At 73.1% G+C, this 21,763-nt stretch carries 20 protein-coding genes and 1 pseudogene; 9 read left to right on the forward strand and 12 right to left on the reverse strand.

Annotated features, from left to right (window positions below):
• Positions 1 to 233 precede the first annotated feature (233 nt).
• Complete coding sequence (locus ACFZDJ_RS28980; RefSeq protein WP_391063118.1) at positions 234 to 557, forward strand: phosphopantetheine-binding protein; 324 nt, start codon at positions 234 to 236, stop codon at positions 555 to 557.
• 92 nt (positions 558 to 649) lie between these two features.
• Here ACFZDJ_RS28980 and ACFZDJ_RS28985 read toward each other — a convergent pair whose 3' ends face one another.
• Positions 650 to 1,318, reverse strand: a complete 669-nt coding sequence (locus ACFZDJ_RS28985) for a nitroreductase family protein (protein ID WP_390933072.1) — start codon at positions 1,316 to 1,318, stop codon at positions 650 to 652.
• A gap of 450 nt (positions 1,319 to 1,768) precedes the next feature.
• Positions 1,769 to 2,254 (reverse strand): MarR family transcriptional regulator, encoded by a 486-nt coding sequence (locus ACFZDJ_RS28990; protein ID WP_390933073.1) that lies wholly within the window; start codon positions 2,252 to 2,254, stop codon positions 1,769 to 1,771.
• A 520-nt stretch (positions 2,255 to 2,774) separates the two neighbouring features.
• Between ACFZDJ_RS28990 and ACFZDJ_RS28995 the strand changes: the two genes are divergently transcribed.
• Entirely contained in the window at positions 2,775 to 4,289 is a 1,515-nt protein-coding gene (locus ACFZDJ_RS28995; protein ID WP_391063121.1) for a condensation domain-containing protein, read from the forward strand.
• 116 nt (positions 4,290 to 4,405) lie between these two features.
• Here the strand turns inward: ACFZDJ_RS28995 and ACFZDJ_RS29000 are convergent, their stop codons facing one another.
• From ACFZDJ_RS29000 to ACFZDJ_RS29020, 5 genes are all read right to left on the reverse strand, one after another.
• Positions 4,406 to 5,284 carry an ABC transporter substrate-binding protein gene (locus tag ACFZDJ_RS29000; protein ID WP_391063124.1) on the reverse strand — a complete coding sequence of 293 codons (879 nt, stop codon included), beginning with the start codon at positions 5,282 to 5,284 and terminating at the stop codon, positions 4,406 to 4,408.
• Positions 5,285 to 5,334: 50 nt separating this feature from the next.
• Positions 5,335 to 6,099, reverse strand: a complete 765-nt coding sequence (locus ACFZDJ_RS29005; RefSeq protein WP_390933076.1) for an SDR family oxidoreductase — start codon at positions 6,097 to 6,099, stop codon at positions 5,335 to 5,337.
• Positions 6,096 to 6,725, reverse strand: coding sequence for a TetR family transcriptional regulator (locus ACFZDJ_RS29010; RefSeq protein WP_391063127.1), 630 nt, complete (start codon positions 6,723 to 6,725; stop codon positions 6,096 to 6,098). The genes ACFZDJ_RS29005 and ACFZDJ_RS29010 overlap by 4 nt, the downstream gene beginning before the upstream one ends.
• A 174-nt stretch (positions 6,726 to 6,899) precedes the next feature.
• A complete protein-coding gene (locus ACFZDJ_RS29015; RefSeq protein ID WP_391063129.1) occupies positions 6,900 to 7,676 on the reverse strand; it encodes a hypothetical protein in 777 nt (258 codons plus the stop codon).
• 248 nt (positions 7,677 to 7,924) lie between these two features.
• Positions 7,925 to 8,062 (reverse strand): hypothetical protein, encoded by a 138-nt coding sequence (locus ACFZDJ_RS29020; protein ID WP_159055364.1) that lies wholly within the window; start codon positions 8,060 to 8,062, stop codon positions 7,925 to 7,927.
• 206 nt (positions 8,063 to 8,268) lie between these two features.
• On the opposite strand from ACFZDJ_RS29020, the gene ACFZDJ_RS29025 reads away from it, so the two are divergent.
• Positions 8,269 to 8,730 (forward strand): DUF2871 domain-containing protein, encoded by a 462-nt coding sequence (locus tag ACFZDJ_RS29025; protein ID WP_168518441.1) that lies wholly within the window; start codon positions 8,269 to 8,271, stop codon positions 8,728 to 8,730.
• 140 nt (positions 8,731 to 8,870) lie between these two features.
• Here ACFZDJ_RS29025 and ACFZDJ_RS29030 read toward each other — a convergent pair whose 3' ends face one another.
• Positions 8,871 to 9,476 (reverse strand): WHG domain-containing protein, encoded by a 606-nt coding sequence (locus tag ACFZDJ_RS29030; RefSeq protein WP_391063133.1) that lies wholly within the window; start codon positions 9,474 to 9,476, stop codon positions 8,871 to 8,873.
• A gap of 219 nt (positions 9,477 to 9,695) precedes the next feature.
• Between ACFZDJ_RS29030 and ACFZDJ_RS29035 the strand changes: the two genes are divergently transcribed.
• Positions 9,696 to 11,315 carry a condensation domain-containing protein gene (locus tag ACFZDJ_RS29035; RefSeq protein WP_391063135.1) on the forward strand — a complete coding sequence of 540 codons (1,620 nt, stop codon included), beginning with the start codon at positions 9,696 to 9,698 and terminating at the stop codon, positions 11,313 to 11,315.
• A 566-nt stretch (positions 11,316 to 11,881) separates the two neighbouring features.
• Here the strand turns inward: ACFZDJ_RS29035 and ACFZDJ_RS29040 are convergent.
• Positions 11,882 to 13,066: a nucleotide disphospho-sugar-binding domain-containing protein gene (locus ACFZDJ_RS29040; RefSeq protein WP_391063138.1), complete on the reverse strand. Its 1,185-nt coding sequence runs from the start codon at positions 13,064 to 13,066 to the stop codon at positions 11,882 to 11,884.
• Positions 13,067 to 13,592: 526 nt separating this feature from the next.
• On the opposite strand from ACFZDJ_RS29040, the gene ACFZDJ_RS29045 reads away from it, so the two are divergent.
• Positions 13,593 to 14,993, forward strand: coding sequence for an NDP-hexose 2,3-dehydratase family protein (locus ACFZDJ_RS29045; RefSeq protein ID WP_391063141.1), 1,401 nt, complete (start codon positions 13,593 to 13,595; stop codon positions 14,991 to 14,993).
• A 316-nt stretch (positions 14,994 to 15,309) separates the two neighbouring features.
• Positions 15,310 to 16,338: a Gfo/Idh/MocA family oxidoreductase gene (locus ACFZDJ_RS29050; RefSeq protein WP_391063144.1), complete on the forward strand. Its 1,029-nt coding sequence runs from the start codon at positions 15,310 to 15,312 to the stop codon at positions 16,336 to 16,338.
• A 313-nt stretch (positions 16,339 to 16,651) separates the two neighbouring features.
• On the opposite strand, the gene ACFZDJ_RS29055 is transcribed toward ACFZDJ_RS29050, so the two are convergent.
• On the reverse strand, positions 16,652 to 17,074 hold the full coding sequence (locus tag ACFZDJ_RS29055; RefSeq protein ID WP_067383410.1) for an ester cyclase: 423 nt from the start codon (positions 17,072 to 17,074) through the stop codon (positions 16,652 to 16,654).
• 166 nt (positions 17,075 to 17,240) lie between these two features.
• On the opposite strand from ACFZDJ_RS29055, the gene ACFZDJ_RS29060 reads away from it, so the two are divergent.
• Positions 17,241 to 18,308, forward strand: coding sequence for a glucose-1-phosphate thymidylyltransferase (locus tag ACFZDJ_RS29060; protein WP_391063147.1), 1,068 nt, complete (start codon positions 17,241 to 17,243; stop codon positions 18,306 to 18,308).
• 44 nt (positions 18,309 to 18,352) lie between these two features.
• Here the strand turns inward: ACFZDJ_RS29060 and ACFZDJ_RS29065 are convergent.
• Positions 18,353 to 18,472 (reverse strand): annotated as a pseudogene (locus ACFZDJ_RS29065) (RNA-guided endonuclease TnpB family protein); the annotation flags it as partial.
• A 71-nt stretch (positions 18,473 to 18,543) separates the two neighbouring features.
• Here ACFZDJ_RS29065 and rfbB point away from each other — a divergent pair.
• Positions 18,544 to 19,536, forward strand: a complete 993-nt coding sequence (rfbB, locus tag ACFZDJ_RS29070) for a dTDP-glucose 4,6-dehydratase (RefSeq protein WP_391063149.1) — start codon at positions 18,544 to 18,546, stop codon at positions 19,534 to 19,536.
• 127 nt (positions 19,537 to 19,663) lie between these two features.
• The gene (locus ACFZDJ_RS29075; RefSeq protein WP_143604905.1) at positions 19,664 to 20,137 is read left to right on the forward strand and encodes a carboxymuconolactone decarboxylase family protein; all 474 of its coding nucleotides are present in this window, start codon (positions 19,664 to 19,666) and stop codon (positions 20,135 to 20,137) included.
• Between the two features lie 27 nt (positions 20,138 to 20,164).
• Here the strand turns inward: ACFZDJ_RS29075 and ACFZDJ_RS29080 are convergent, their stop codons facing one another.
• Positions 20,165 to 21,496, reverse strand: coding sequence for a hypothetical protein (locus tag ACFZDJ_RS29080; protein WP_391063153.1), 1,332 nt, complete (start codon positions 21,494 to 21,496; stop codon positions 20,165 to 20,167).
• Positions 21,497 to 21,763: the final 267 nt, after the last annotated feature.

The raw sequence follows: 21,763 nt of genomic DNA on the forward strand, positions 1-21,763 counted from the left end.
GAACGCTTCCCCGCCGCCGCTGCCCGTACGACGTCCACCGGACCACCACCCACCGGACCACCCGCCGAACCCGTGAGGCCCCCGCCGGCAGCAGCACCGTGGCGGGGGCTTCGGTCATGTCCCTGGCGGGTCTGCGGCCTGAGCGGGCGTCCACGGCCACTCGAGCGGGATGCGGCACGGTGCTGCCCGGAGCACCGCTTCGCCTCTCCCGTGTCCCGGAAGGAAGTCGCCCAATGGCCCACGCACCGTGGAACGCGAAGTTCGAGGACGTCCTGCGCCAGGGCCTGCCGGGGCTCGGCAAGGACAAGGAGCCCGCCGCCGACGTTCCGATGGAGGCCTACGGGCTGGACTCCATGGCGCTCATCGGCATCGTCGGCGCGCTGGAGTCCGCGTTCCGCGTCAGCCTCGCCGGCCAGGTCGTCGTCCCGGTGCACGCCCTGACCGCCGGCCAGCTCTGGGGCATCCTCTCCGCCGCGCTGGCCCCGGCATGGGACGAGAGCCGGCCCGCCACGTCCGGCCGCCGCACGCGCGACCTGGGCCCCTGGGCCGTGGTCTGAGCGCCGACGGCATACCGGCCCCCGTATGCATATGGACCACTTATGTGCGCGTGGCGGGAAACGGCGCCTTGACCGGCCGAGGGCGGGCGGTGTCAGTGATCACCGACGAACGTGACCGTCTCGTCGAGCGGCGCCCGGCCCGTACGGGCGTAACCCGCCGTGACGTCCTCGAACCCGATCGACATGCCGCAGAAGAGGATGAGCTCGTCCGGGGGTGACAGGACCTCCGCGACGGTCTTGCGGTACTTCGCCCACGCCATCTGCGGGCAGCTGTGCAGCCCTTCGGCGCGCAGCAGCAGCATGACGGTCTGCAGATACATGCCGGCGTCGGACCATTGGGCCGGGCCCAGGCCGCGGTCGATGTAGCAGAACAGGGCGGCGGGGGCGCCGAAGCAGTCCCAGTTCGCGGAAGCGGCCCTCTGCCGCGCCTCCATGTCCTCGCGCGGAATGCCGAGTGCGCCGTAGCGCTGCTCGCCGAAGGCGGCTCGGCGTTCGCGGTACGGGGACTTCAGTGCGGGCGGGTACTGCTCGTACTCCGGCTCGTCCCAGGGATCGCCCGCGGCCAGGCGCTCGCCGGCGCGCTTCTTGAGTTCGGCCAGCGGTCCGCCGGTCAGCACGTAGGTGTGCCACGGCTGGAGGTTCGATCCGGACGGCGCCCAGGCCGCGCCGGACAGCACCCGCTCCAGCACCTCCCTCGGGACGGGCCGGTCGGTGAATCCGCGCACCGCCCGCCGGCTCGTGACCGCCTCGTAGACGTCCACGATCGCCCGCCTCCCTCCGCTCGACGCGGCACTTTCATTTCACTCAAGATAGTATCATTCAATATCATCTCGTGTTCAACTATCGCTGCATACGCATCCTCCGCCCCTGGTCCCCCACCTCGGACACCGCTCCTGGAGAACCGGGTGCCTCCTCCCAGGCCCTGCGGAAGGCATCCGCGACCGAACGGGACGAGGACGCCTCGCCGGGGAACACAGGCCTCCCGCAAGCGCGCCTTCGAGGACGCGACCGCCAAGGCCAGACAACTCGCCGAGCGCCTCGCCGCGTGACCCCCGGGCCATGGACGCCGCGTGACGTCTCAGCCCGGGACGTCACGTGGCGTTCTCGTCGCCTGCGCCCTGTCCGGCGGTGACGGCGGCGATGCGTGCAGGAGTGAAGAGCACACCGCCGGCCGGGTATGCGGCGCAAGAGCCGTACGGACGCGGGCGTGCTTACACCTCGCCGCCTGCGGGATGGGCAAACCGGGTCAGCAGATCCGTCAGCTGCTCGGGCTCGCCAGGCGCCAGGTCGGCAACCAGGCGCTCAGCCAGCGGCGCCGCCGCCACATGGGCCGCGTCGAAAAGCTCGACGCCCTCAGGCGTGATCTCCACCGCCCGCACCCGCCGGTCCTCCGGAACGTTCCTGCGTACGGCCAGCCCCCTGCGCTCCAGGTCGTCCACGACCCGCATGATTCCCGCCTTGTCCGACCCCGTCGCCGCCACCAAGTCCCGCTGCACCGTGGGCCCGCGGTCGACCAGCACGATCAGCACGGCAAAATGCCGCAGCTCGATGCCGAGCGGCCGGAGCGCCTCCTCCATCACCGCGGCCGCGCGCCAGTGCGCCCGGCGCAGCAGCAGGCCGAGAGCGAAAGGTGAGGCATCGCCGGGGCGGTCGGTCACACGTGAGGGGGTGGTTCGGTGAGGAACGTCGGCGTTCATCTGATCCCTCCGTGGATACTCCGCCCTTCAGGGGCGGAGAGGAAACGGACTCCTGCGGAGCAGGGCAGGGAAAGACGATTCGCCGCCAGGGCGGATCGCCGTTCGCGGCCAACTACCCGCAGATAGCCACTAAGCCCTCAACGGAGTACTCCGGACGGGCAGTCGGCAATGAAGCAGAAACCCTCACGGCGCGAGCCGTAAGAATCCCCCTCCTTCAGGAAGGGGAGAAGTCAAGGGGCCACATTACAGCCATAGATTCGTTCGATACGGTCTCATTTGAAACTAAATGCGGCTCCGTCTGCCGCGGCCCTGTCGCCTCACGCCGGTACGGCTCTACCGGGCCCGGTATCGGCCATCGCCCTTGGGGAACGCGGCCTCGTCGCGTCGTCGGGGCGCCGGGGCAGGGGCTCGAGTGGTGCTCCAGTGGTTCGAGACGGCCCCTCAGGATCCCATTGCCAGGATCTTGGCAAGGTTTTGCCAAGCCTTCCTTCTGTAGCCGCTGTCGAAGGAGCGAGCCGCGATGTCACTCTCCGGTCAGAAGCCGCCCGACCGCCTGGTCCCCTCCGCACGGACGGCGCTCACGGCGCTGCCGGCTCTGCCGCGGGGCGCGGGCGGCAGCGGCGACGGCGGCGCCGAGCACGCCGCGCCGCCCGCGTCCGGCGCCGAACCGCCCGGCACTCCCCTGCAGGAGATCGTCCGCGACCTGTTCGCCGAGGCGATCGGCGTGCCGCGGCGCACCGTCCACGCCGACTCCGACTTCTTCCGCCTCGGCGGGCATCCCGCGGCCGCGGCCCGGCTGCTGGCCCAAGCCCGCCGGGTGCTGGGTGCCCGCCTGGACGGCCGCGCCCTGCACGAGGCGCCCACCCCGGCCCGTTTCGCCGCGGCGGCCGGTGAGCGGCCGGCCGCCGCCACCGGGCCCGCCGGGGCGCTCGACGGGGCACTCGACGGGGAGGGCAGCGCGGTCCTGCCGCTGCGGCTGCGCGGGGCGCTGAACGCAGGGGCGCTGCAGGAGGCGCTGGGAGACGTGGGGCACCGTCACGGGGCGCTGCGCAACAGCCGGCTGGGCTCGGCCGGCACCCGGCTGCGCGCCCTGGCCGCCGGGGACCACCTGCTGGAGCTCACCCTCCCGGCCGACCTGGTCGACCTGTGGTCGCACACCCCGCTGGCCGCCGAACTCGCCCTGGCCTACCGGGCACGGGCCGCGGGCCGGGCGCCGCGCTGGGAGGGCCCGGTGCCCGAGGCGGCGCCCCGGGCGAGGGCCGGCGACCTGGCACCCACCGTGCCGCCGGGCAGCCGGCCCGCCCCGGCCGACGCCCGCGTCGGCCGCCTCGCCCTCAACTGGGACGCCGGCCTGCACCAGCGGCTGGCCCGGCTGGCCGCCACGCAGGGCGCCACCCTGTTCATGGTGGTGCACGCCGCGCTCGCGGCCCTGCTCACCCGGCTCGGCGCGGGCCCCGCCATCACCGTGGCCGCGCCGGTGCCGGCCCGTGACAGCGCCGCCCTGCGCCGGGCCGTGGGCCCCTACGGGCGGGTGCTGGCCCTGTCCGTGGACACCTCCGGCGACCCGGCCTTCACCGCGCTGCTGCGCCGGGTACGCGCCGCGGACCTCGCCGCCTACCGCGCCGGCGCCGCGGCGCTGGCCCGGCCCGGCGGCGTCGCGCTGAGCGTCCTGGCGGACAGCGGCGAGGCGTACGAGGCGGCCGGGCTCACCGTGCGGGCGGCCCCGCCCCTGCTCCCCCTGCGGGCCGCGGCCCTCGGCCTGATCCTGACCGAACGGCACACGCCGGCCGGCGCGCCCGCGGGCATCGCCGTCACCGCCGCCTACCAGTACGACGCCGTCGGCGAGACGGCCGCCGCCCACCTGACCGGGCAGCTGACCGCCCTGCTCGAGGCCGCCCTGGATGCCCCCGCCGCCGCGCTGAGCCGGCTGGGCGGCGGGGCGAGGCCGCCGCTCGCCCCGGCCAGGACCGGGGAACACGCCGCCCTCTCCCCCGCCCGCCGGCCCGCACCCGCGGCGGTGCTGGTGGCCGGGTGAGGCCGGGCGGCTCTCCGGCCTGCGATTCCGGGGCGGGCCGAGCCCGGTCCCCGGGGCACTCGAGAAGCCTTGCCGGGCATCCCATGCGCTGGGGCAGCGCCGGTGTCACCGGGCTCCTAGGGTGCGGTGGCTGCGGTGCGGTAGAACTCGGCCGCGGTGACGGTGGCGGGGACGCCGAGTTCGGTGGCGACCGCGGTGATCGCGCCGGCGCCGACGGCGGGGTCGGCCTGGCCGCCGGTGGTGAAATACGGCGCGACGAACGTCTCGTAGTGGGCCCGGACTTCGTCCGCGGTGTGCCGGCCGAGGAATGTCTGCATGTGCCGCACCGTGGTGTCGGGTTCGTCGTGGATCACCCGCAGGGCGCGCCGGTGGGCCCGTAGGACGGCCTGGACCGCGGGGTCGTCCGGGTGGATGTAGGTGGGGTCGACGGCCACGCCCACGGTGGGGATCCGGAAGTGGTCGCCGACCCAGGCCAGTACCTGCCAGCCGTGCTCGGCGGCTATCGCCTCCGGTGCCATGGTGCTGCCCACCAGGGCGGCGTCGATGCTGCCGTCGTGCAGCCGGCGCAGGTCCATGCCGTAGTCGCCGGGCGGGCGGACGACGGTGTGGATGTCGCGGTCCGGGTCGAGGCCGGCCCGGCGCAGCACGATCCGGGTGAAGCACCCGGGTGCGGTGCGGGGTGCGTGTACTGCCAGCCGCCGGCCGGCCAGGTCGGCCAGGGAGGCCAGGCCGGGGCGGGCGAGGAACCAGAACAGCGGGCGGTGGGTGTTGACCTGGAGTGCGACCCAGGGGGTGCCGTCGGTCAGCCGGGACAGCAGTGCCCGGCCGAGCCCGATGGTGGCGCCGCAGCGCAGCCGCTCCTCGTCCCAGGAGCAGCCGTCGCGCAGCGCGACGTGGACGCCCTCGTCGGCGTAGTAGCCCTGCTGGTCGGCGATGTGGGCGACCAGTTCCTCGTGCAGGCCCCGCCCGACGTAGGCGAGATCGACCGTGTACATGAACGTGTCCCTTGATCGTGTCCAGGACAGCGGGGCGTCAGTACGGGACGTCAGTACATGGACATGCCGCCGTTGACCGCGGCCGTGGTGCCGGTCATGAAGGCGTTGTCCTCGCCGGCGTAGAAGGCGACCGCCTGGGCGACGTCGTCCGGGTGTGCCAGACGGCCCAGGGGGGTGGCGGCCACCTGCCGCTGCTTGTGCTCGGTGTCGAACACGTCCGTCATGTGGGCCATGCGGGTGTCCTCCACCGGGCCGGGCGCGACGATGTTGACCGTGATGCCCTGCGGGCCCAGTTCCTGGGCGAGGTAGCGGGCGAACTGCTCCAGTGCGGCCTTGGAGGTGCCCAGCGCGATCATGTGCTCCCGGGGCCGGCGGCTGAGGCCGGTGCCGATGTAGATGATGCGTCCCCAGCCCTGTTCGGTCATGGCGGGCAGGACGGCTTTGGTGACCGCGAACGCCGCACGCATCTCGGCGTCGAGCTTGCCGCCCAGTTCTTCCCACGTCATGTCCTGGAACGACTTGACCGCATACGGGATGAGCGCGTTGTGCACGAGCACGTCGATGCCGCCCCATGCCGCCTGGACGTGCCCGACCATGTTCTCGACCGCCGCCGCCTCGCGCACGTCGGCCTGTACGGCCATGGCCTGGCCGCCCGCGGCCTCGATGCCGGCCACGATCTCCCCGGCCGCCGTGCCGCTGCGGAGGTAGTTGACCACCACGCGCATCCCCCGGGCGGCCAGAAGGCGCGCGGTGGCCGCACCGATTCCGCTGCTGGCCCCTGTCACCAAGGCCACCCTGCCGCCTGTCCCGGTCATGGGCCCACCTCCTCATCGCGGGCCGTCGGAATGACCGCCTCGAGTTGTTCATCGCCGATGCCGGGGTGTCCGGGGTGTGCCGGGCGGATCGCCCCGTAGAGCACGGTGTCGACGCCCGCCCGCAGCAGATCGGCCGCGGTCCGGTCGAGTTCGCGCGGCAGCTGCGAGGTGAGCAGCCGCTCCAGCGCGCTGCGGGTGATCTCACTCAGCAGCTCGGGCGGCGCCGACAGCAGTCCCTGCCGGTACCCGTCCCGGAACAGTTCGTCGAGCCGCCGGTAGACCACCGCGTCCACGCGCTGCTCCACGTACCGGCGCAGCACCGCATCGCCCCGCCCCGCCGCGAGCTGGGCCGCGCCGATCCGCCCGAGCTCACTGCCCGCCGCGAGCAGAAACCGCTGGACCCGCGCACCGAACGGCTGCCCCTGCGCGTCCTGGGCCGCCGCCGCCAGCGTGCGCTCCACCGCCGCGAACTGCCGGTCCAGCACCGCGGCCAGCAGGCTGCGCTTGTCCGGGAAATGACGGTAGATCGTCTTCTTGCTCATCCCGAGCTCACGGGCGAGATCGTCCATGCTCACCCGCACGGAACCCGGCGCGAAGAACAGCCGGCCGGCCGCCTCCACGATCACGTCAGCACGCTGCCCGCCACGCCCGGAAACCTGGGAAACTGATTCGGTTTCCATAGTTTCCAGGATGACTTCCCGCCTTTACGCTGTCAAAGCGCGCCTTTCAGACACGTGGGGAGCCGGCGCGCGGGGCGGCGCACACCTCATGCGAAGACCGTGTTCGTCTCGTGCCGCCCGTCAGCGCGTCGGGAGCTGGTCGTAGGTCCTGAAGGTGTAGGTCGCGTCGTACGTCATCAGATTGCCGCTCGGCGCCGGGAGCCCGAGCCGGCGGTTGAGCGGTCCGGTCATCGGCCCGCAGTCTTCAGCGGCGGGAGCGGCGAAGGTGTCGTCGTACGCCGAGAACCTGATCAGCGGCGGGTTCGTGGAGATCCACTGCGAAGGGCCCGATCGCTTCAGCCGGAAGTCGACCGGTGCACCGGCGCCGATGGTGCAGCCCTGCGGCAGCCGCGGGCTCATCAGCCTGAGTCGCAGGCTGAACTGCCCGGTGTAGAAGTCGGATCGGCCGCCGTACTCCGGCTGGATCGCCAGCCCCGGCCGCCGCGCGCGCTCACCTTGCGCCGTACCGGACACCCCGCCCAAAACGGCGGTCGGCGCACTGTGCATCGCACCCCACACCTGCCCGTTGGCGCCGTCCGGGAGCGGGCCCTCGGCGTGCGTCATGGTGATCGGAGCGAGAGCCACGGTGACCTTGCCCACCGTCAACCGCGGTGCGGCAGTGTGCACTTCGCATCTCCAGCGGGCCGGGTCGACCCCGGCGGGGAGGGCCGGGCAGTCGCTGAAATCAGCCGCGGGCCGCGCGACGGCGGCCGTGTCGGCGGGGGCAGGCGGCTCGGCGTACGCGAAGCTCGGCGTGTACGCCCCCGCAAGCCCCGTCAGGGCGACGACACCCGCGAAGGACACCGCGGCGCGGCGGGCGAGAGGGAAGCGGGGCTGACCGGCAGTGGTGTTCGGCATGGTCATCAGCCTGCTGTCCACCGCCCGCCGACCACCATCGGTGACGTCCCTGCCCCCACCCTGAGCCGACCCTGACGCCTTGTCAGGGTGCGGCCCCAAACGGAGAGCGGCCGGAATCCGCGGACGCGGAGGTCTCCACGGCGGCCGGGCAGCACCACGACTCCCCCTCCCCCGTACTCCTCACCTCACTTGATCCGGCTCTCGAGTCGCAGGGGTGTCCCTCCCGCCGGGGGCGCTGCGACGGTGTGTCATACGGCCTCTTCCGGGTCCTTGGGGGACGGCGGGGTGACGGGTCCGGGTGTGACCTGTGCGCTCGCCGCGCCCGCGGCGGCCAGGAAGAGTCCGGTGACCGCGGCGACGGCCGCGACCGTACGGGAGTGCCTCATGCGCGTGCCTTCCGTCTGCGTGGGCTGTGCGTGGACGAACTCGACGCCCCAGCCTGGCCCGGGGCGTCGCAGAGGCCCTCGAAACCTGCTCGAGAGTGGCTCGAACGATCTCCCGAATCGGGCGAAGCGTTCGTTCCGGAGTGCTTCAATGGCCCCCGGCAGAGCCTGAATTGACCAGCACTGACCGGCAGGGAGCGAGCACGGGGATGCGGAAGTCGTACTACGCGGCACACGTCTACATGATCCTGGGAGTGGTCTCCGGGCTGTATTACCGGGAGTTCACCAAAGCCAACGATTTCACCGGCGACACCCAGCTGGCGCTCATGCACACCCATCTGCTCGCGCTGGGCATGCTGGGTTTCCTCATCATCCTCGCCCTGGACAAGCAGTTCACCCTGTCCGGGACGAAACTGTTCACGTACTTCTTCTGGTTCTACAACGCGGGCATCGCGATCACCGTCGCCATGATGTTCGTCCACGGCACCGAGACCGTGCTCGGCGACCATGTGCCCGAGGCGGTGCCGCTGACCGCGGGCCTCGGGCACATCCTGCTCACGGTGGGACTCATCCTGCTGTTCGTGCTGCTCGGCAAGCGGCTGAACGAGTCCGCCGGGGCGGGCCCCGCCGAGCCGGAGCAGGAGAAGGAGACGGCCAAGAGCCCCGTCTGAGAGCCCGGTCTGAGAGAGCCCCTCTGACAGTCCGGTCCGGGAGTCCGGTCCGAGCCGGCTGCGGCCCGCACGCGTCCGGCCCGCCCTGGACCGGACGGGCCTGGCCGCTGTTCGGGGTCGGACGGACCGGTCCCGCCGGGTCAGACGGGCTGGGCCGCCGGGCCCAGCAGCGCGTCGGTCAGGGCGGCCAGCCGCTGCCGCGCCGGATCCGGGCGCAGGCGGCCCGCCCGGGTGAGGGCGGCCAGGCCGTGCCAGGCGCTCCACAGGACCTCCGCGAGCAGCCCGCCGTCGCGGCCGGCCGCGACGGGCTCGACGGCCTGTCTGATCTCGGCGAGGACGTCCGTGAGCGGCGCCGGCGTGCCGGCCGCCCCGGTGGTGTCCTCTCCGGTGTCCTCGCCCGGGTCGAGGGTGAGCATGGCCTCGTAGAGGACCGGTCCGCGCTCGGCGAAGTCGACGTAGGCGCGGGCGACCGCGCCCAGTGCCTCCTGCGGGTCACCGGCTTCCTCGCGGGCGGTGCGCAGCGCGGCGGCGAGTTCGGCGAAGCCTTCCAGGGCGACCGCGTGGACGATGGCGTCCTTGTTCTTGAAGTGCTGGTAGAGCACCGGCTGGCTGTATTCGATACGGTCCGCCAGGCGCCGTGTGGTGACGTAGTCCCATCCTTCGGACTCGGCCATCTCACGGGCTGTGGTAAGGATCAGCCGGTGGCGCTGGGCCTGCTCGCGAAGGCGTCGCTCTCGGGGCGTCATGAACCGAACTTTAGCACTTTCGGCGAAAATCCAGCTGTCAGTGATAGAGTCCCTGCCTTTGAAATCAGCTGCTGCCGTCGGGGGCGGCGGCGCCGTGCCGTGCGACGGGGACGGCGCGGTGCGGGGCGGGACGACGGTTCCGTGCGGGGCGGGTTCGAGCGGTCTTCGAGGCACGGGCGACAGGATCGGGGCACGACTGCCCACAGAGAGGGCCACCCCATGCTGACCCCGACTCCCCTGGAGGAGCTGCTCGACCTGGCCGCGGACGTCATCGGCTGCGACCGGCGCACCCTGCCGGCCGGGGCCGCGGGTTCTCCCTTCATCACGCTGGGCGGCGGCCTCGCGCAGGCCGTGCGGCTGCAGGCGCGCGCCGGCCGGCAGCTGGGCCTGGCCGTGGACCTGGCGCAGCTGCTGGGTCCCGCCCCGCTGGCGGACGTACTGGCCCGGGCCGTGCCCGTCCCGGCCGCGGCGCCCGGGCAGCCCGCAGACGCGGGCGCGGTGCGGGCGTTGCTGCCCGGGCAGCGGGCGGCGCTCGCCGCCGAGCGGGAGGCGGGTGCCGGTGCGGTGTGCCGGGTGCTCAGTGCCGAGCTGGCCGGGCCGCTCGACGCGGGCGCGCTGCGCCGTGTGCTCGCCGCTCTCGGTGCGCGGCACGAGGGCCTGCGGACCGTGTTCGCGGATGCGCCGCACGGCCCGGTGCGGCGGGTTCTCGCCGCCTGCACCCCGCCGCTGGTCACTCTGGAGGCGGCGGGAGCGGGCGGGGCCGGGGACCCGGTGGCGGCGGTGCACGGGTATCTGGCCGCGCGGGCACGGCAGTTGGTCGGCCGGCCGGGCCGGCCGCCGCTGGCCTTCGCCCTGAGCCGTCTGGACAGGGGCGCGCATCTGCTGTCGTTCGTGTACCACGACGCGGTGGCCGACAGCTGGTCGGCCGCGCTGCTGTGGCAGGAACTGCTCGCCGACTACGACCGTGCCGTGCACCGGCGCCCGCTGGTGCGGGCGGTGCGTCCCGGGCCGGACGCGGCGGGGCGCGCCGCGCAGGCCGCCCGGCCGGGCGGCCTGCGGGCGCCGGCGACGGCGCGGGCCGAGCGGCTGCGCGGCTTTCCCGCCGCCATGGACCTGGCGGAGGGTGCGCCGCGGCCCGCCGTGTTCGATGTCCGCGGCGAGCGGCTGCACGTCGGCCTCGACGTGCAGCTGCGGGACGCGGCCGACGCGACGGCCCGGCGGGCGGGTGTGCCGCACGGCACGGTGCTGCTGGCGGCGTGGGCGCTGGCCGTGGGCCGGCGCGCGGGCCTGGAGCGGCTGCTGGTGGGCTGCGAGGTGCCGCGCCACGCCACGGCGGCGCTGCTGGGCACCCTCGCGCCGTGCTCGGCGACAGTGCCGGTGGGCTGTGAACTGGAGGGCGGCGTCGACTACTTCCTGCGCGGGGTCGCCTGCGCGTTCAGCGAGGCCCTCGGCTGCGCGGACCTCGACACCGCCGAGCTGGCGCGCGAGCTCGGGGTGCGCCCGGACCGCTCCCGGCCCGTCCTGACACCGGTGACGTTCGCGGCCCGCGACGAGCTGCTGCCCGCGAGCGTGCGGGCGGGCGCCTTGAGCGCGCGCTTCCACCACGGGCACGCGGGCGCCGTCACCGCGGACGCCGCACTGACCGTGCTGCGCTGGCGCGAAGACCCGCTGCTGCGTCTGGAGTTCGCCCCCGCGGTGCTCTCCCGCACGCGGGCCGTGCGGCTGGCCGGCGAGCTGCGCACCACGCTGGCCGCGCTGACGGCGGCGTCCCCGCACACCCCGGTCGAGGACCTGCTGCCCGCCCCGGCCGGCGCGCGCGGCCTTGCCCCGCTCCCCTAGGCGGTGTCCGTACGGCGGCGGAGGCGTCCGGTGCACGCGTGCTGGGGGAACGCACGCGCGCACCGGAGCCGGTGCCCGGGCGGCCGGCGGACCGGCGCCCGGAGGGCGGGGGGCGTATCCCTCCGGGGGGTGGGCGGGATACGCACCCGAGGCGGACTCGGCCGGGCGGACCAGGGTCCCGGGGCGGGGATGGCTCCCGGGAGCGGGAGCCGTCCCCTCCCGGTGCGCGGGAGTCGGTCCTGCGGCGGAGCGGGAGTCACTCCTTCTCGGGAGTCACTCCTTCTACGGACGGGGCATCCCCCGGGGCGTAGCAGTGAGCGCCCCGGAGGCGGGGCCAGGAGTCCCGGGCACCTTGCCCCCCGGGAGCCCGGCCCGCAGGCCCCGGCCGGGGGCCGGGTCCCGCCCTGGGGACGGGACCCAGGCACCCGCAGGCCGACGCCAGGCACGCCGGGCCGGGGATCCGGCACCCGCACCGGGGGCCGGACACCCACACCGGGGGGCCGGGCAACCGCGCCGGGGGCGGACGCCCGCTGGCCGGGGGCAGGCGTCCGGGATCGCGGGCGTCGTCAGGCCGTGAACTGTGGGAGGCGGGTGGCGGTTTCGGTGGGGGCGGGCATGGAGGCGATCTCGGTGGCGACCTTGCGGGCCGCGTCGCGGTAGGTCTCGTCGCCCAGGATGCGGCGGGCCTGTGCGGTGACCGCGCCGGCCGTCAGGTCGGCGGCGTAGACCACCTCGCCCGCGCCCGCGTCACGTACGGCGGCGGCGTTGGCGGGTCCGTCGGCGCCCTGCGGGAGGATCAGCTGGGGCAGTCCGGCCGCGAGCGCGGCCAGGGTGGTGCCGGCGCCGCCGTGCTGGACGACCAGGGCCGCCCGCGTCAGTGCCTCGGGCTGGGCCACCCACGCGGCCGCCACCACCCGCTCGGGCAGTTCGCCCAGGTCGGCGACGTCCACCACCGGGCCGGTGGCCACCAGGACCGGCACCTCGAGCGGCAGCAGCCCCTCGATGACCGTGCGCAGGACGTCCACCGAGCCCAGTGCGGTGCCCAGGGTCAGGTAGACGAAGGGGCCGTCCGCGTCCCGGATGGCCACGGGCAGTTCGCCCGGCTCGCCGTAGGCGACGGGGCGCTGCTCGACGCGGGGCAGCGGGGCGGCCAGGAAGCCGCGGTCCTGCAGGGAGGGCGGGCAGATGTCGATGTAGGTGCGGGCCAGGGCCAGCAGCTGGCCGCCGGGCACGTGCACGCCCAGGTCGGCGGCGGTGGCCAGCAGTTCCTCCTGGATGCGGGCCTCCTCGGGGCCCATCGCCATCACGCCCACGCCGTGCGCGACGGCGGGCACGCCCGCCAGGTGCGCGGCGAAGGCGGCGCCGGGGTTGAGCGCCTCGTAGACGACGAGGTCGAAGCTCCCGCCGGCCAGGACGGAGGCGAGGTCGGCGGCCACCCAGCGGGGCAGCACCGAGCCGAACACCTTCACATGCAGGTCGGCCAGTACCTCGGGCGGCACATCCTGGGCGCCCAGGTCGCCGTCGCCCTCGCCGTGTTCGAGGCCGGCACTGCCGCGTACTGCTTCCATGAACGCCTCGGGAACCGAGCGGCCCGCCGCCACCGGCTCAAGGCCGGCCGCCCGCAGGGCCGGGTGCAGCTGCTCGCCGGTGGCGAAAGCGACCTCGTGGCCCGCGGCGCGCGCGGCCTTCGCCAAGGGAAGCAGGGGATACACGTGCCCGAAGTTGCCCGCGCTGGCAAAGAGGATTCTCATACCGCCCCACGGTAGGGACGCCCCCACCCTTTGTCTAGCAGTGACAGGAGACATAGCACCGGCAGAGACGGGGGTTCGAGCGGGCGTGCGGGGTGTTTCGAGGCGCTCTCCAGTCACGGCCGATCGCCCTGGCGGATCGTCGTGGCGGCGGCCTGGCCCCGGGCGCGCGGCACACGGCGAAGGAGTCACGACTGTTGACATCTCCCCCAGCTGAAGCAGGGGGATTCTTCCCTCGCGGGTTGAGCTTTCTGCTTCTCAGACAGCAGCTGCCCCCAATCAACGGCGGGGGACGTCGGTACGCCCAGCAGTCTTACGCCAGCTCCACAGACCTGACATCCCGCCAGCCCGGCGGTAGGCCCGGCCAGCTTGGCCATCACCGGCCGGGCGCGGCAACGCTACGACATCCGCAGGCAGTTGCCGGTGAACGACGATCCGCCCTGGCGGCGAATCGTCTTCCCCTGCCCTGCTCCGCAGGAGTCCGTTTCCTCCCCAGCCCGAAGGCTGGGGTATCCACGGAGGAATCCAGATGACCATCACCCAGGCGGTGCCCCCGGGCACCCTCACCCGTCCGGGGCGGCGCTTCACGCTGTCGGCCCAGACCCTGGACAGCCCGGTGACGCCCAATCCGGTCTTCCGCGAATGGTTCGCCGAACAGCGCCGCACCAACCGCTACGAGGTGCGGCGCATCCCCTTCCGCGACCTGGTCGGCTGGCGCTTTTCGGACTCCACCGGCAACCTCGTGCACGACAGCGGCCGGTTCTTCTCCGTGGAGGGCCTGCAGGTGCGCGCCGAGTGGGAGGGGCACGCCGCGTCCTGGTCGCAGCCGATCATCAACCAGCCCGAGATCGGCATCCTGGGCATCGTCGTCAAGGAGTTCGACGGCGTCCTGCACTGCCTGATGCAGGCCAAGATGGAACCCGGCAACCTCGAGACCGTCCAGCTGTCCCCCACCGTGCAGGCCACCCGCAGCAACTACACCGGCGTGCACAAGGGCGCCCGGGTGAACTACATCGAGTACTTCGCCCCGCCGCGGACCGCCTCCCGGGTGCTGTTCGACTCCCTGCAGTCCGAACAGGGCTCCTGGTTCCTGCGCAAACGCAACCGGAACATGGTGGTCGAGGCCCTCGGCCCCGTCCCCGCGCACGAGGACTTCGTCTGGCTGACCCTCGGCCAGATCCACCAGCTGCTGCGCGAGTCGAACGTGGTCAACATGGACGCCCGCACCGTGCTGTCGCTGATCCCCTCGTACGCCGACGAAGGACCCCCGCTGCACAGCATGGAGCACCTCCTCAACCGGCTCACCGAGATCAAGGCCCACCGCGAGCTCGTGCAGACCAGCATGCCGCTGGCCGCCGTGCGGAACTGGCGGCGCACCGAGGACGCCATCGCCCACGACAGCGGCCACCACTTCACCGTCATCGCCGCGTCCGTGGCCGCCGCCAACCGCGAGGTCACCCGCTGGACCCAGCCCCTGCTCGCGCCGGCCGAACAGGGCCTGTCGGCGTTCCTGGTGCGCCGCATCGGCGGCGTGCCGCACCTGCTCGCCCACGCCCGCTCCGAGGCCGGCGTCCTGGACGTGGCCGAACTCGGCCCCACCGTGCAGTGCCAGCCCGGCCGCGCCCTGACCCTGCCGCTGCCCCGCCGGCCCCGCTACCTCGACCTCGTCCTGCGCGCCGATCCCGGCACACTGCTGTACGACACCGTGCAGTCCGAGGAGGGCGGCCGCTTCCACCACGCCGGCAACCGCTACGTCCTGATGGAAGTGGGTGGCGAGTTCCCCGTCGACGTACCCGGGGACTTCCTGTGGGTGACCGCCGGCCAGCTGTCCGACCTGCTGCGGCACAGCAACTACCTCAACATCGAGGCCCGGACCCTGCTGAGCGCACTGCGCGCGGCCTGGGCCCGCGGCGGGGCGTACGCCCGTTGAACCCTCCCCCCGCTGAAGCAGGGGGATTCCTGGCTCAGGCTGCCTGCGGGTCCAGCGGACCTACGGGTCTTACACCCTCAACACCAGCCGGGTCGGAACCTGCCCGGTTTGGTACTACAAGCAAAGGAGTTGCTGTGCTGGCTTGGCTCTCGCTCAGCACGGTGTGCGCGCTTGGTTCTCGCAACGCACATCGACCACGCTACCCGATCGCGTGGACGGTCTTTCGCCCTGGAGGCGAAACCCCGTTCCCTGCCCTGCTCCGCAGGAGTCCGATTCCTTCCCGGCCTGAAGGCCGGGGCATCCTCGGAGGAACCAGGTGAACGGGCCCGAGCGCACAGGAGGAGCGGGCGGGCCGGTGCTGCGGGTCGGGGTGCTGGGCTGCGCGGACATCGCCGAGCGGCGCATGCTGCCCTCGATGGCCCGCCAGCCGCTCGTCGAGGTGACCGCGATCGCCAGCCGCAGCCTCGCGAAGGCGCGGGCGTTCACCGGCCGGTTCGGCGGCACGCCGGTGGCCGGCTACGCCGGACTGCTGGAGCGCGACGACGTGGACGCCGTCTACCTGCCGCTGCCGCCCGAACTGCACGTGGAGTGGACCCTGCGGGCCCTTCAGGCCGGCAAGCACGTGCTGTGCGAGAAGCCGTTCGCCGCCCGCCTCGCGGACGCGGACAAGGCGGTGTCCCTCGCCCGTGAGCGCGGCCTGCTGCTGATGGAGAGCTTCATGTTCCTCCACCACTCCCAGCACGCCCACGTCCAGCAGCTGCTCGACGACGGGCTGATCGGCGAACTGCGCCTGTTCGGCTCCGAGTTCGGCATCCCGCTGCGCCGCGACGCCGATGGCACCCTGCGGCGGGCCAGCACCCTGCCCGAGGTCGCCGCCTATCCGCTGCGCGCCGCCCAGCTCTTCCTCGGCCCGCACCTGCGGGTGGCCGGCGCCCAGGTGAGCCCCGCCACCGCGCACGGGCCGGCGCCCGCCGGCGGCGCCCTGCTGACCGCCGCCTGCGGGGCCACCGCCCAGCTCGCCTACGGCGTCGAACACGCCTACCGCAGCGGCTACGACCTGTGGGGCAGCCAGGGACGGCTGCGCCTGGAACGCGCCTTCAGCACCCCCGACGAGCACGTCCCCGTCCTGCACGTCGAACAGGGCGGCACCGTCCGCGAGATCCGCCTCGCCCCGGACGCCCACTTCACCAACATCGCCGGCGTCTTCGCCCGGGCCGTCCTCGACCGCGAGGACTTCACCCCGCACACCGAGGCCCTCCTCGCCCACGCCCGGCTCACCGACGCCGTCGAACAGGCCGCGACCCGCCCCGGCCCCGTACAGCCACGACCCGCCCCGCTCCCGTAGAGCCGCGACCCGCCCCGGCCCCGTAGAGACGGCACACGGACGGCCCGGCCCCGTACCAGCTCACGGACGGGCTCACGCACGGGCGGGCCCGGGGGCCCCCCCGGGGGGCCCGGGCCCCCCCCCCCCCCCCCCGGGCGGGCCCCCCCCCCCCCGGCCCCCGGGGGGGGGGGCCCCCGCCCCGCCCGCACACCCCCCCCCCCCCCCCCCCCCCCCCCCCCCCCCCCCCCCCCCCCCCCCCGCCCCCGCCCCCCCCCCCCCCCCCCCCCGCCCCCGCCCCCCCCCCCCCCCCCCCCCCGCCCGCGCCCGAGGACGGCTACCGGCCGTCCTGGCCGGCGTGGATGTCGACGCCGAGCTGGCGGAACAGCCCCGCCATGTCCAGCTGGTCCCAGTGCTCGGCCAGCAGCCCGTCCTCGACCCGCCAGAAGTCGATCGACTGGAAGTTCAGCGGCCGCCCGGTGGCCTCGACGCCGAAGAACGTGCCCTGGTGGGTGCCCGAGTACTCGAAACGCCCGGCGATGCGGTCCCCCTCCACGACCAGGTCGTGGGTGACGACCTTGACATCGGGGAACGCGGCGAAGATCTGCTCCCAGAACGCCGTGTTCGCCTCGATGCCGTCCTCCACAACGGGGTTGTGGTCGATGTGCCCGGGCGCGGTGTGCTCGCTCATGGTGCTCACGTCATGAGCGTTGATCATGTCGACGAAGCGCTGGACGAGTTCACGGTGGTTGTCTGCCATGCCTCAAGCCTTCCTGGGCTCGCGTCACCGAAGCGGGCAGGCGCAGCCGCCCGCCCCGCCGTGTCACCCGAGGATCCCCACCGCCTCTCGAGCCGCCCTGGAGGGGGCCTGTGGGCGCGGCCCATCCCCCATCCCGGCTCAAGTGCCCGCTCCTAGCCTCACCTCCATGAAGGCTCTCGTACTCTCCGGCGGGGCCGGAACCCGCCTGCGCCCCCTCACCCACACATCCGCCAAGCAGCTGGTGCCCGTGGCCAACAAGCCGGTGCTCTTCTACGGCCTGGAAGCGATCGCGGACGCGGGCATCACCGAGGTCGGGATCGTCGTCGGGGACACCGCCGACGAGATCATGCAAGCCGTCGGCGACGGCTCCAAGTTCGGCCTCACCGTCACCTACATCCCCCAGGACGCGCCGCTGGGCCTGGCCCACGCCGTCATCATCGCCCGCGACTTCCTCGCCGACGACGACTTCGTCATGTACCTGGGCGACAACTTCATCGTGGGCGGCATCTCCTCCCTCGTCGACGCCTTCCGCGCGCAGCGGCCCGCCGCCCAGATCCTGCTCACCCAGGTCCCCGACCCGCGCCAGTTCGGAGTCGCCGAATTCGGCGCGGACGGACGGGTCACAGGGCTGGAGGAGAAGCCCAAGGCCCCCAAGAGCGACCTCGCGCTGGTCGGCGTCTACCTGTTCACCCCGGCCGTGCACGAGGCCGTCCGCGCCATCACGCCCTCCTGGCGCGGCGAACTGGAGATCACCCACGCCCTGCAGTGGCTCATCGACCAGCAGCGCGACGTACGCTCCACGACGATCTCCGGCTACTGGAAGGACACCGGGAACGTCGGCGACATGCTGGAGGTCAACCGCTCCGTCCTGGAACACACCGAACCGCACATCGAGGGCGACGTCGACGACACCAGCGAGATCATCGGGCGGGTGCAGATCGACGAGGGCGCCCGGGTGAGCGGCTCGCGCATCGTGGGCCCGGCCGTCATCGGCACCGGCAGCGTGATCGCCGGCTCCTACGTCGGCCCGTTCACCTCCATCTCCCACGACTGCCGCATCACCGACAGCGAGATCGAGTTCTCCATCGTCCTGGACGGCTCCTCGGTGCGCGGCGCCCGCCGCGTGGAGGCCTCGATCATCGGACGCAACGTGGAGGTGACCCCCGCACCCCGGGTCCCCGCCGCCCACCGGCTCATCCTCGGCGACCACAGCAAGGTGCAGATCTCATCTTGACCTCTCCCCCTCGTGAACGAGGGGGATCCTCACGGCTCACGCCGTCAGGGTTCGTGCTCCGACGCCGACTGCCCGCCCGGAGTTCTCCGTTGAGGTCCTACACCAGCTCCACACGCGGACACTGCCGGCCCGGCAGCCAGAAGGTTCTTCGCCGCGTTCACGTCGCTCCTCGCCCGGCTCCGCAGGAGTCCGTTTCCTCTCCGCCCGAAAAGCGGAGTATCCACGGAGGGATCAGATGACCACCACACGCATCCTCGTCACCGGCGGAGCGGGGTTCATCGGCTCGCACTACGTACGCACCCTGCTCGGCCCGGGCGGCCCCGGCGACGTCGAGATCACCGTCCTGGACAAACTCACCTACGCCGGCAACCCCGCCAACCTCGACCCGGTCCGCTCCCACCCCGCCTTCCGCTTCGTCCACGGCGACATCTGCGACACCCGCCTCGTGGCCGAACTCGTCGCCGGCCACGAGCAGATCGTGCACTTCGCCGCCGAGTCCCACGTCGACCGCTCCATCCTCGGCGCCGCCGAGTTCATCACCACCAACGTGCTGGGCACCCAGACCCTGCTGGACGCCGCGCTGCGCCGGCCCGGCGGCCCGGCCCGCTTCCTGCACGTCTCCACCGACGAGGTCTACGGCTCCCTGGCCGAGGGCTCCTGGCCCGAGAGCGACCCGCTGCGCCCCAACTCCCCCTACGCCGCCTCCAAGGCCTCCTCCGACCTCGTCGCCCTCTCCTACCACCGCACCCACGGCCTGGACGTCCGGGTGACCCGCTGCTCCAACAACTACGGCCACCACCACTTCCCCGAGAAGGTCATCCCCCTGTTCGTCACCAACCTCCTCGACGGACACCGCGTCCCGCTGTACGGGGAGGGGCTCAACGTCCGGGACTGGCTGCACATCGACGACCACGTGCAGGGCCTGGAACTGGTGCGCACCGGCGGCCGGCCGGGCGAGGTGTACAACATCGGCGGCGGCACCGAGCTGAGCAACAAGGAACTGACCACCCTGCTGCTCGACCTCGCCGGGGCGACCTGGGACAGCGTCGAGCACGTGCCCGACCGGCTCGGCCACGACCTGCGCTACTCGGTGGACTGCACGAAGATCTCCCGCGAGCTCGGCTACCGCCCCCGCAAGGACTTCACCCAGGGCCTGGCCGAGACCTTCGCCTGGTACCGCGACCACCGCACCTGGTGGGAACCCCTGAAGCACAAGGCCGCCCTTTGAGCCGGTGAGCGCGCTCCCGGGGACGGCACCGGGCCCGGAGGAGACGCGTTCCCTGCGTTCCTGTCACATCCTGCCGGGCTGGTCCGTCAGGAAGGTGTAACCACCGGCAACGGCAAAGGAGCTCACCATGGACGCCCGCTTGAACCTCTTCGGCAACCCGGTCGCAGGCAAGGTCCTCAGGCACATCAACTCGGCAGGCAAGGCGGTCTCGGACTCGGCGCTGCCTGCCGCGACGCAGGAGCTGGTGAAGATCCGCTCCAGCCAGATCAACGGCTGCGGTTTCTGCACCGACATGCACACCAAGGATGCCGCGCACGCCGGGGAGACCGCGGTGCGCCTCCACCTGGTCGCGGCCTGGCGGGAGGCCACGGTCTTCACCGACGCCGAGCGCGCCGCCCTGGAGCTGACCGAGCAGGGCACCCGCATCGCCGACGCGGCCGGCGGGGTCACGGACGAGGCCTGGGCGAACGCCGCCAAGCACTACGACGAGGACCAGCTCGCCGCGCTGGTCTCCCTCATCGCCCTCATCAACGCCTACAACCGCGTGAACGTCCTCGTCCGGCAGCCCGCCGGCGACTACCAGCCCGGCCAGTTCGGATGACCGGGCGCCCGTTGCGGCACGGGACGGTCACGGGATGTACTCCACGGTCACCGGGGCTGTGTTGTTGTCCTGGTCCGGGTCGGCGGCGGGACCGGGCGGGACCGTGACGCTGCCGCGGGCCCCCTCGACGCGCTTGTCGATGCGCACCAGCAGGACGACGGCGTAGGGCTCGGCCCCCGGCCCGCAGGCGACGGGACCGCCCTTCGCCGGGCCCTTGCGGCAGTAGGAGTCTTCGCTCTGCAGGTCTTGCGGTGGCCGGGTGACGAGGCTGACGCCGTCGGGGAGCGTCACCCACATCGTGTCGCCCCGGTAGCCCCTCGGATACGGCACCTCGGTCCGGACCTCCTCGCCCACCCTGCCCCGGATGGTGAAGCCGACGGCCTCCACGTCGTCGACCCGCGTGGTCTCGAAGTCCAGTGCCCCGGCGGCTCCCCGGCTCCTGTACGACTCGCTCCCGGTGAACGCGCCGCCGTCCACCGGCCGAAGACGCAGCACTTCACCGGTGCCGCGCACAGCCCGCCGGGGAAGTTGTGACGGACCGTCGATATCGGCGGTGGGCCACACGCTGTAGTGCAGGCTGCCGCTCCTCGTGTCCTGGCCGGTCACGGCGATGACCGGATGGTCCGTCTCGTACGCCGTCCCCGCGGGCAGCGGGCCGGGAAAGTCGCACTGTGCCTCGGTGGCCGCTGCCGCCTTGTTGTAGCGGCAGTTGCCGTACCGGGGCAGCAGGGTGCTGCCGTCCGCCACCACCATGACGGTGATGCCACCGTCGACACCGGTGTCCCCCCGGTTGCCGAAGGCGGGTGTCAGCCGCACCTCGCCCCCGGGGCGCACTCCCGTCAGTTTCCTGTTCCGGGTGGTCAGATACGGCGAGCCGACCCTCACACGGGTGGTGTGCCGGATGGTGGGCGCGTCGGCGCTGTGCACGGTCACCACGATGGATCCGGCCGGGCCCAAGGCCGTACCGGGCTTCGGCTTCACCTGGAAGGGAAGGAAATCAGCTCCCTCGCCGTACTTGATGTCCGGCAGCGCGCAGGTCACGCGAAAGCCCGACCGGGCGCAGCCGTAGCCCTTGTTCTCCCCCCAGATGTCGGCCTTCCCCTTGAAGACGGACAGGTCGAAATCCGCCTCGACCTGCCTGGCGGCCCCCTGGCTCCCGCCGGACGGGGCCGCGGCCGCGGCCAGGCGGATCCGGTATTCGGGGGCCCAGGGGGCATGGCCGGGCGCGGTGTAGCGCGGCAGGTAGAACGTGTTCAGCACGGACCGGAACGTCAGCACGGCCCCGGGCGGCTGCGCCGGGTGACGGGTTTTCAGGGCGACGGCGCCTGCCCCGGCCGCCGCCAGTACCACTGCACACACCACGGCCGCATACCGCCGCTTCCTGTCCGCCCACCACGCCCTCATACCGCATCAGACGTACCGGACGCCGGATGGTTGTGCGAGGAGGGGAGGGCGAAGTCTCCGACGGACACGCCCGCGCCTCAGGGGCGCGGGCGTGTCACGTGCCCCGGCGGTCAGGGCTAGGGGGTCTTGGTCGGCTTGGCGGTCATGGTCGGGTGCGCCGTCTTCGTCGGCTTCGGCGTGTACTTGTGGGTCTTCGTCGGAGTCGGCTTCGGCTTCGGCGTG

Origin of the sequence: Streptomyces sp. NPDC007896, from assembly GCF_042959425.1 — a bacterium.
Taxonomy (GTDB): domain Bacteria; phylum Actinomycetota; class Actinomycetes; order Streptomycetales; family Streptomycetaceae; genus Streptomyces.

Coding starts and splice junctions, on each gene's coding strand:
- ACFZDJ_RS29025 (WP_168518441.1), top strand. CDS start 8,269: ATGCGGAAGTCGTACTACGCGGCACACGTCTACATGATCCTGGGAGTG.
- ACFZDJ_RS29015 (WP_391063129.1), bottom strand. CDS start 7,676: ATGCCGAACACCACTGCCGGTCAGCCCCGCTTCCCTCTCGCCCGCCGC.
- ACFZDJ_RS28980 (WP_391063118.1), top strand. CDS start 234: ATGGCCCACGCACCGTGGAACGCGAAGTTCGAGGACGTCCTGCGCCAG.
- ACFZDJ_RS29000 (WP_391063124.1), bottom strand. CDS start 5,284: ATGTACACGGTCGATCTCGCCTACGTCGGGCGGGGCCTGCACGAGGAA.
- ACFZDJ_RS29035 (WP_391063135.1), top strand. CDS start 9,696: ATGCTGACCCCGACTCCCCTGGAGGAGCTGCTCGACCTGGCCGCGGAC.
- ACFZDJ_RS29030 (WP_391063133.1), bottom strand. CDS start 9,476: ATGACGCCCCGAGAGCGACGCCTTCGCGAGCAGGCCCAGCGCCACCGG.
- ACFZDJ_RS29005 (WP_390933076.1), bottom strand. CDS start 6,099: ATGACCGGGACAGGCGGCAGGGTGGCCTTGGTGACAGGGGCCAGCAGC.
- ACFZDJ_RS29045 (WP_391063141.1), top strand. CDS start 13,593: ATGACCATCACCCAGGCGGTGCCCCCGGGCACCCTCACCCGTCCGGGG.
- ACFZDJ_RS29060 (WP_391063147.1), top strand. CDS start 17,241: ATGAAGGCTCTCGTACTCTCCGGCGGGGCCGGAACCCGCCTGCGCCCC.
- ACFZDJ_RS29075 (WP_143604905.1), top strand. CDS start 19,664: ATGGACGCCCGCTTGAACCTCTTCGGCAACCCGGTCGCAGGCAAGGTC.
- ACFZDJ_RS29055 (WP_067383410.1), bottom strand. CDS start 17,074: ATGGCAGACAACCACCGTGAACTCGTCCAGCGCTTCGTCGACATGATC.
- rfbB (WP_391063149.1), top strand. CDS start 18,544: ATGACCACCACACGCATCCTCGTCACCGGCGGAGCGGGGTTCATCGGC.
- ACFZDJ_RS28995 (WP_391063121.1), top strand. CDS start 2,775: ATGTCACTCTCCGGTCAGAAGCCGCCCGACCGCCTGGTCCCCTCCGCA.
- ACFZDJ_RS29040 (WP_391063138.1), bottom strand. CDS start 13,066: ATGAGAATCCTCTTTGCCAGCGCGGGCAACTTCGGGCACGTGTATCCC.
- ACFZDJ_RS28990 (WP_390933073.1), bottom strand. CDS start 2,254: ATGAACGCCGACGTTCCTCACCGAACCACCCCCTCACGTGTGACCGAC.
- ACFZDJ_RS29020 (WP_159055364.1), bottom strand. CDS start 8,062: ATGAGGCACTCCCGTACGGTCGCGGCCGTCGCCGCGGTCACCGGACTC.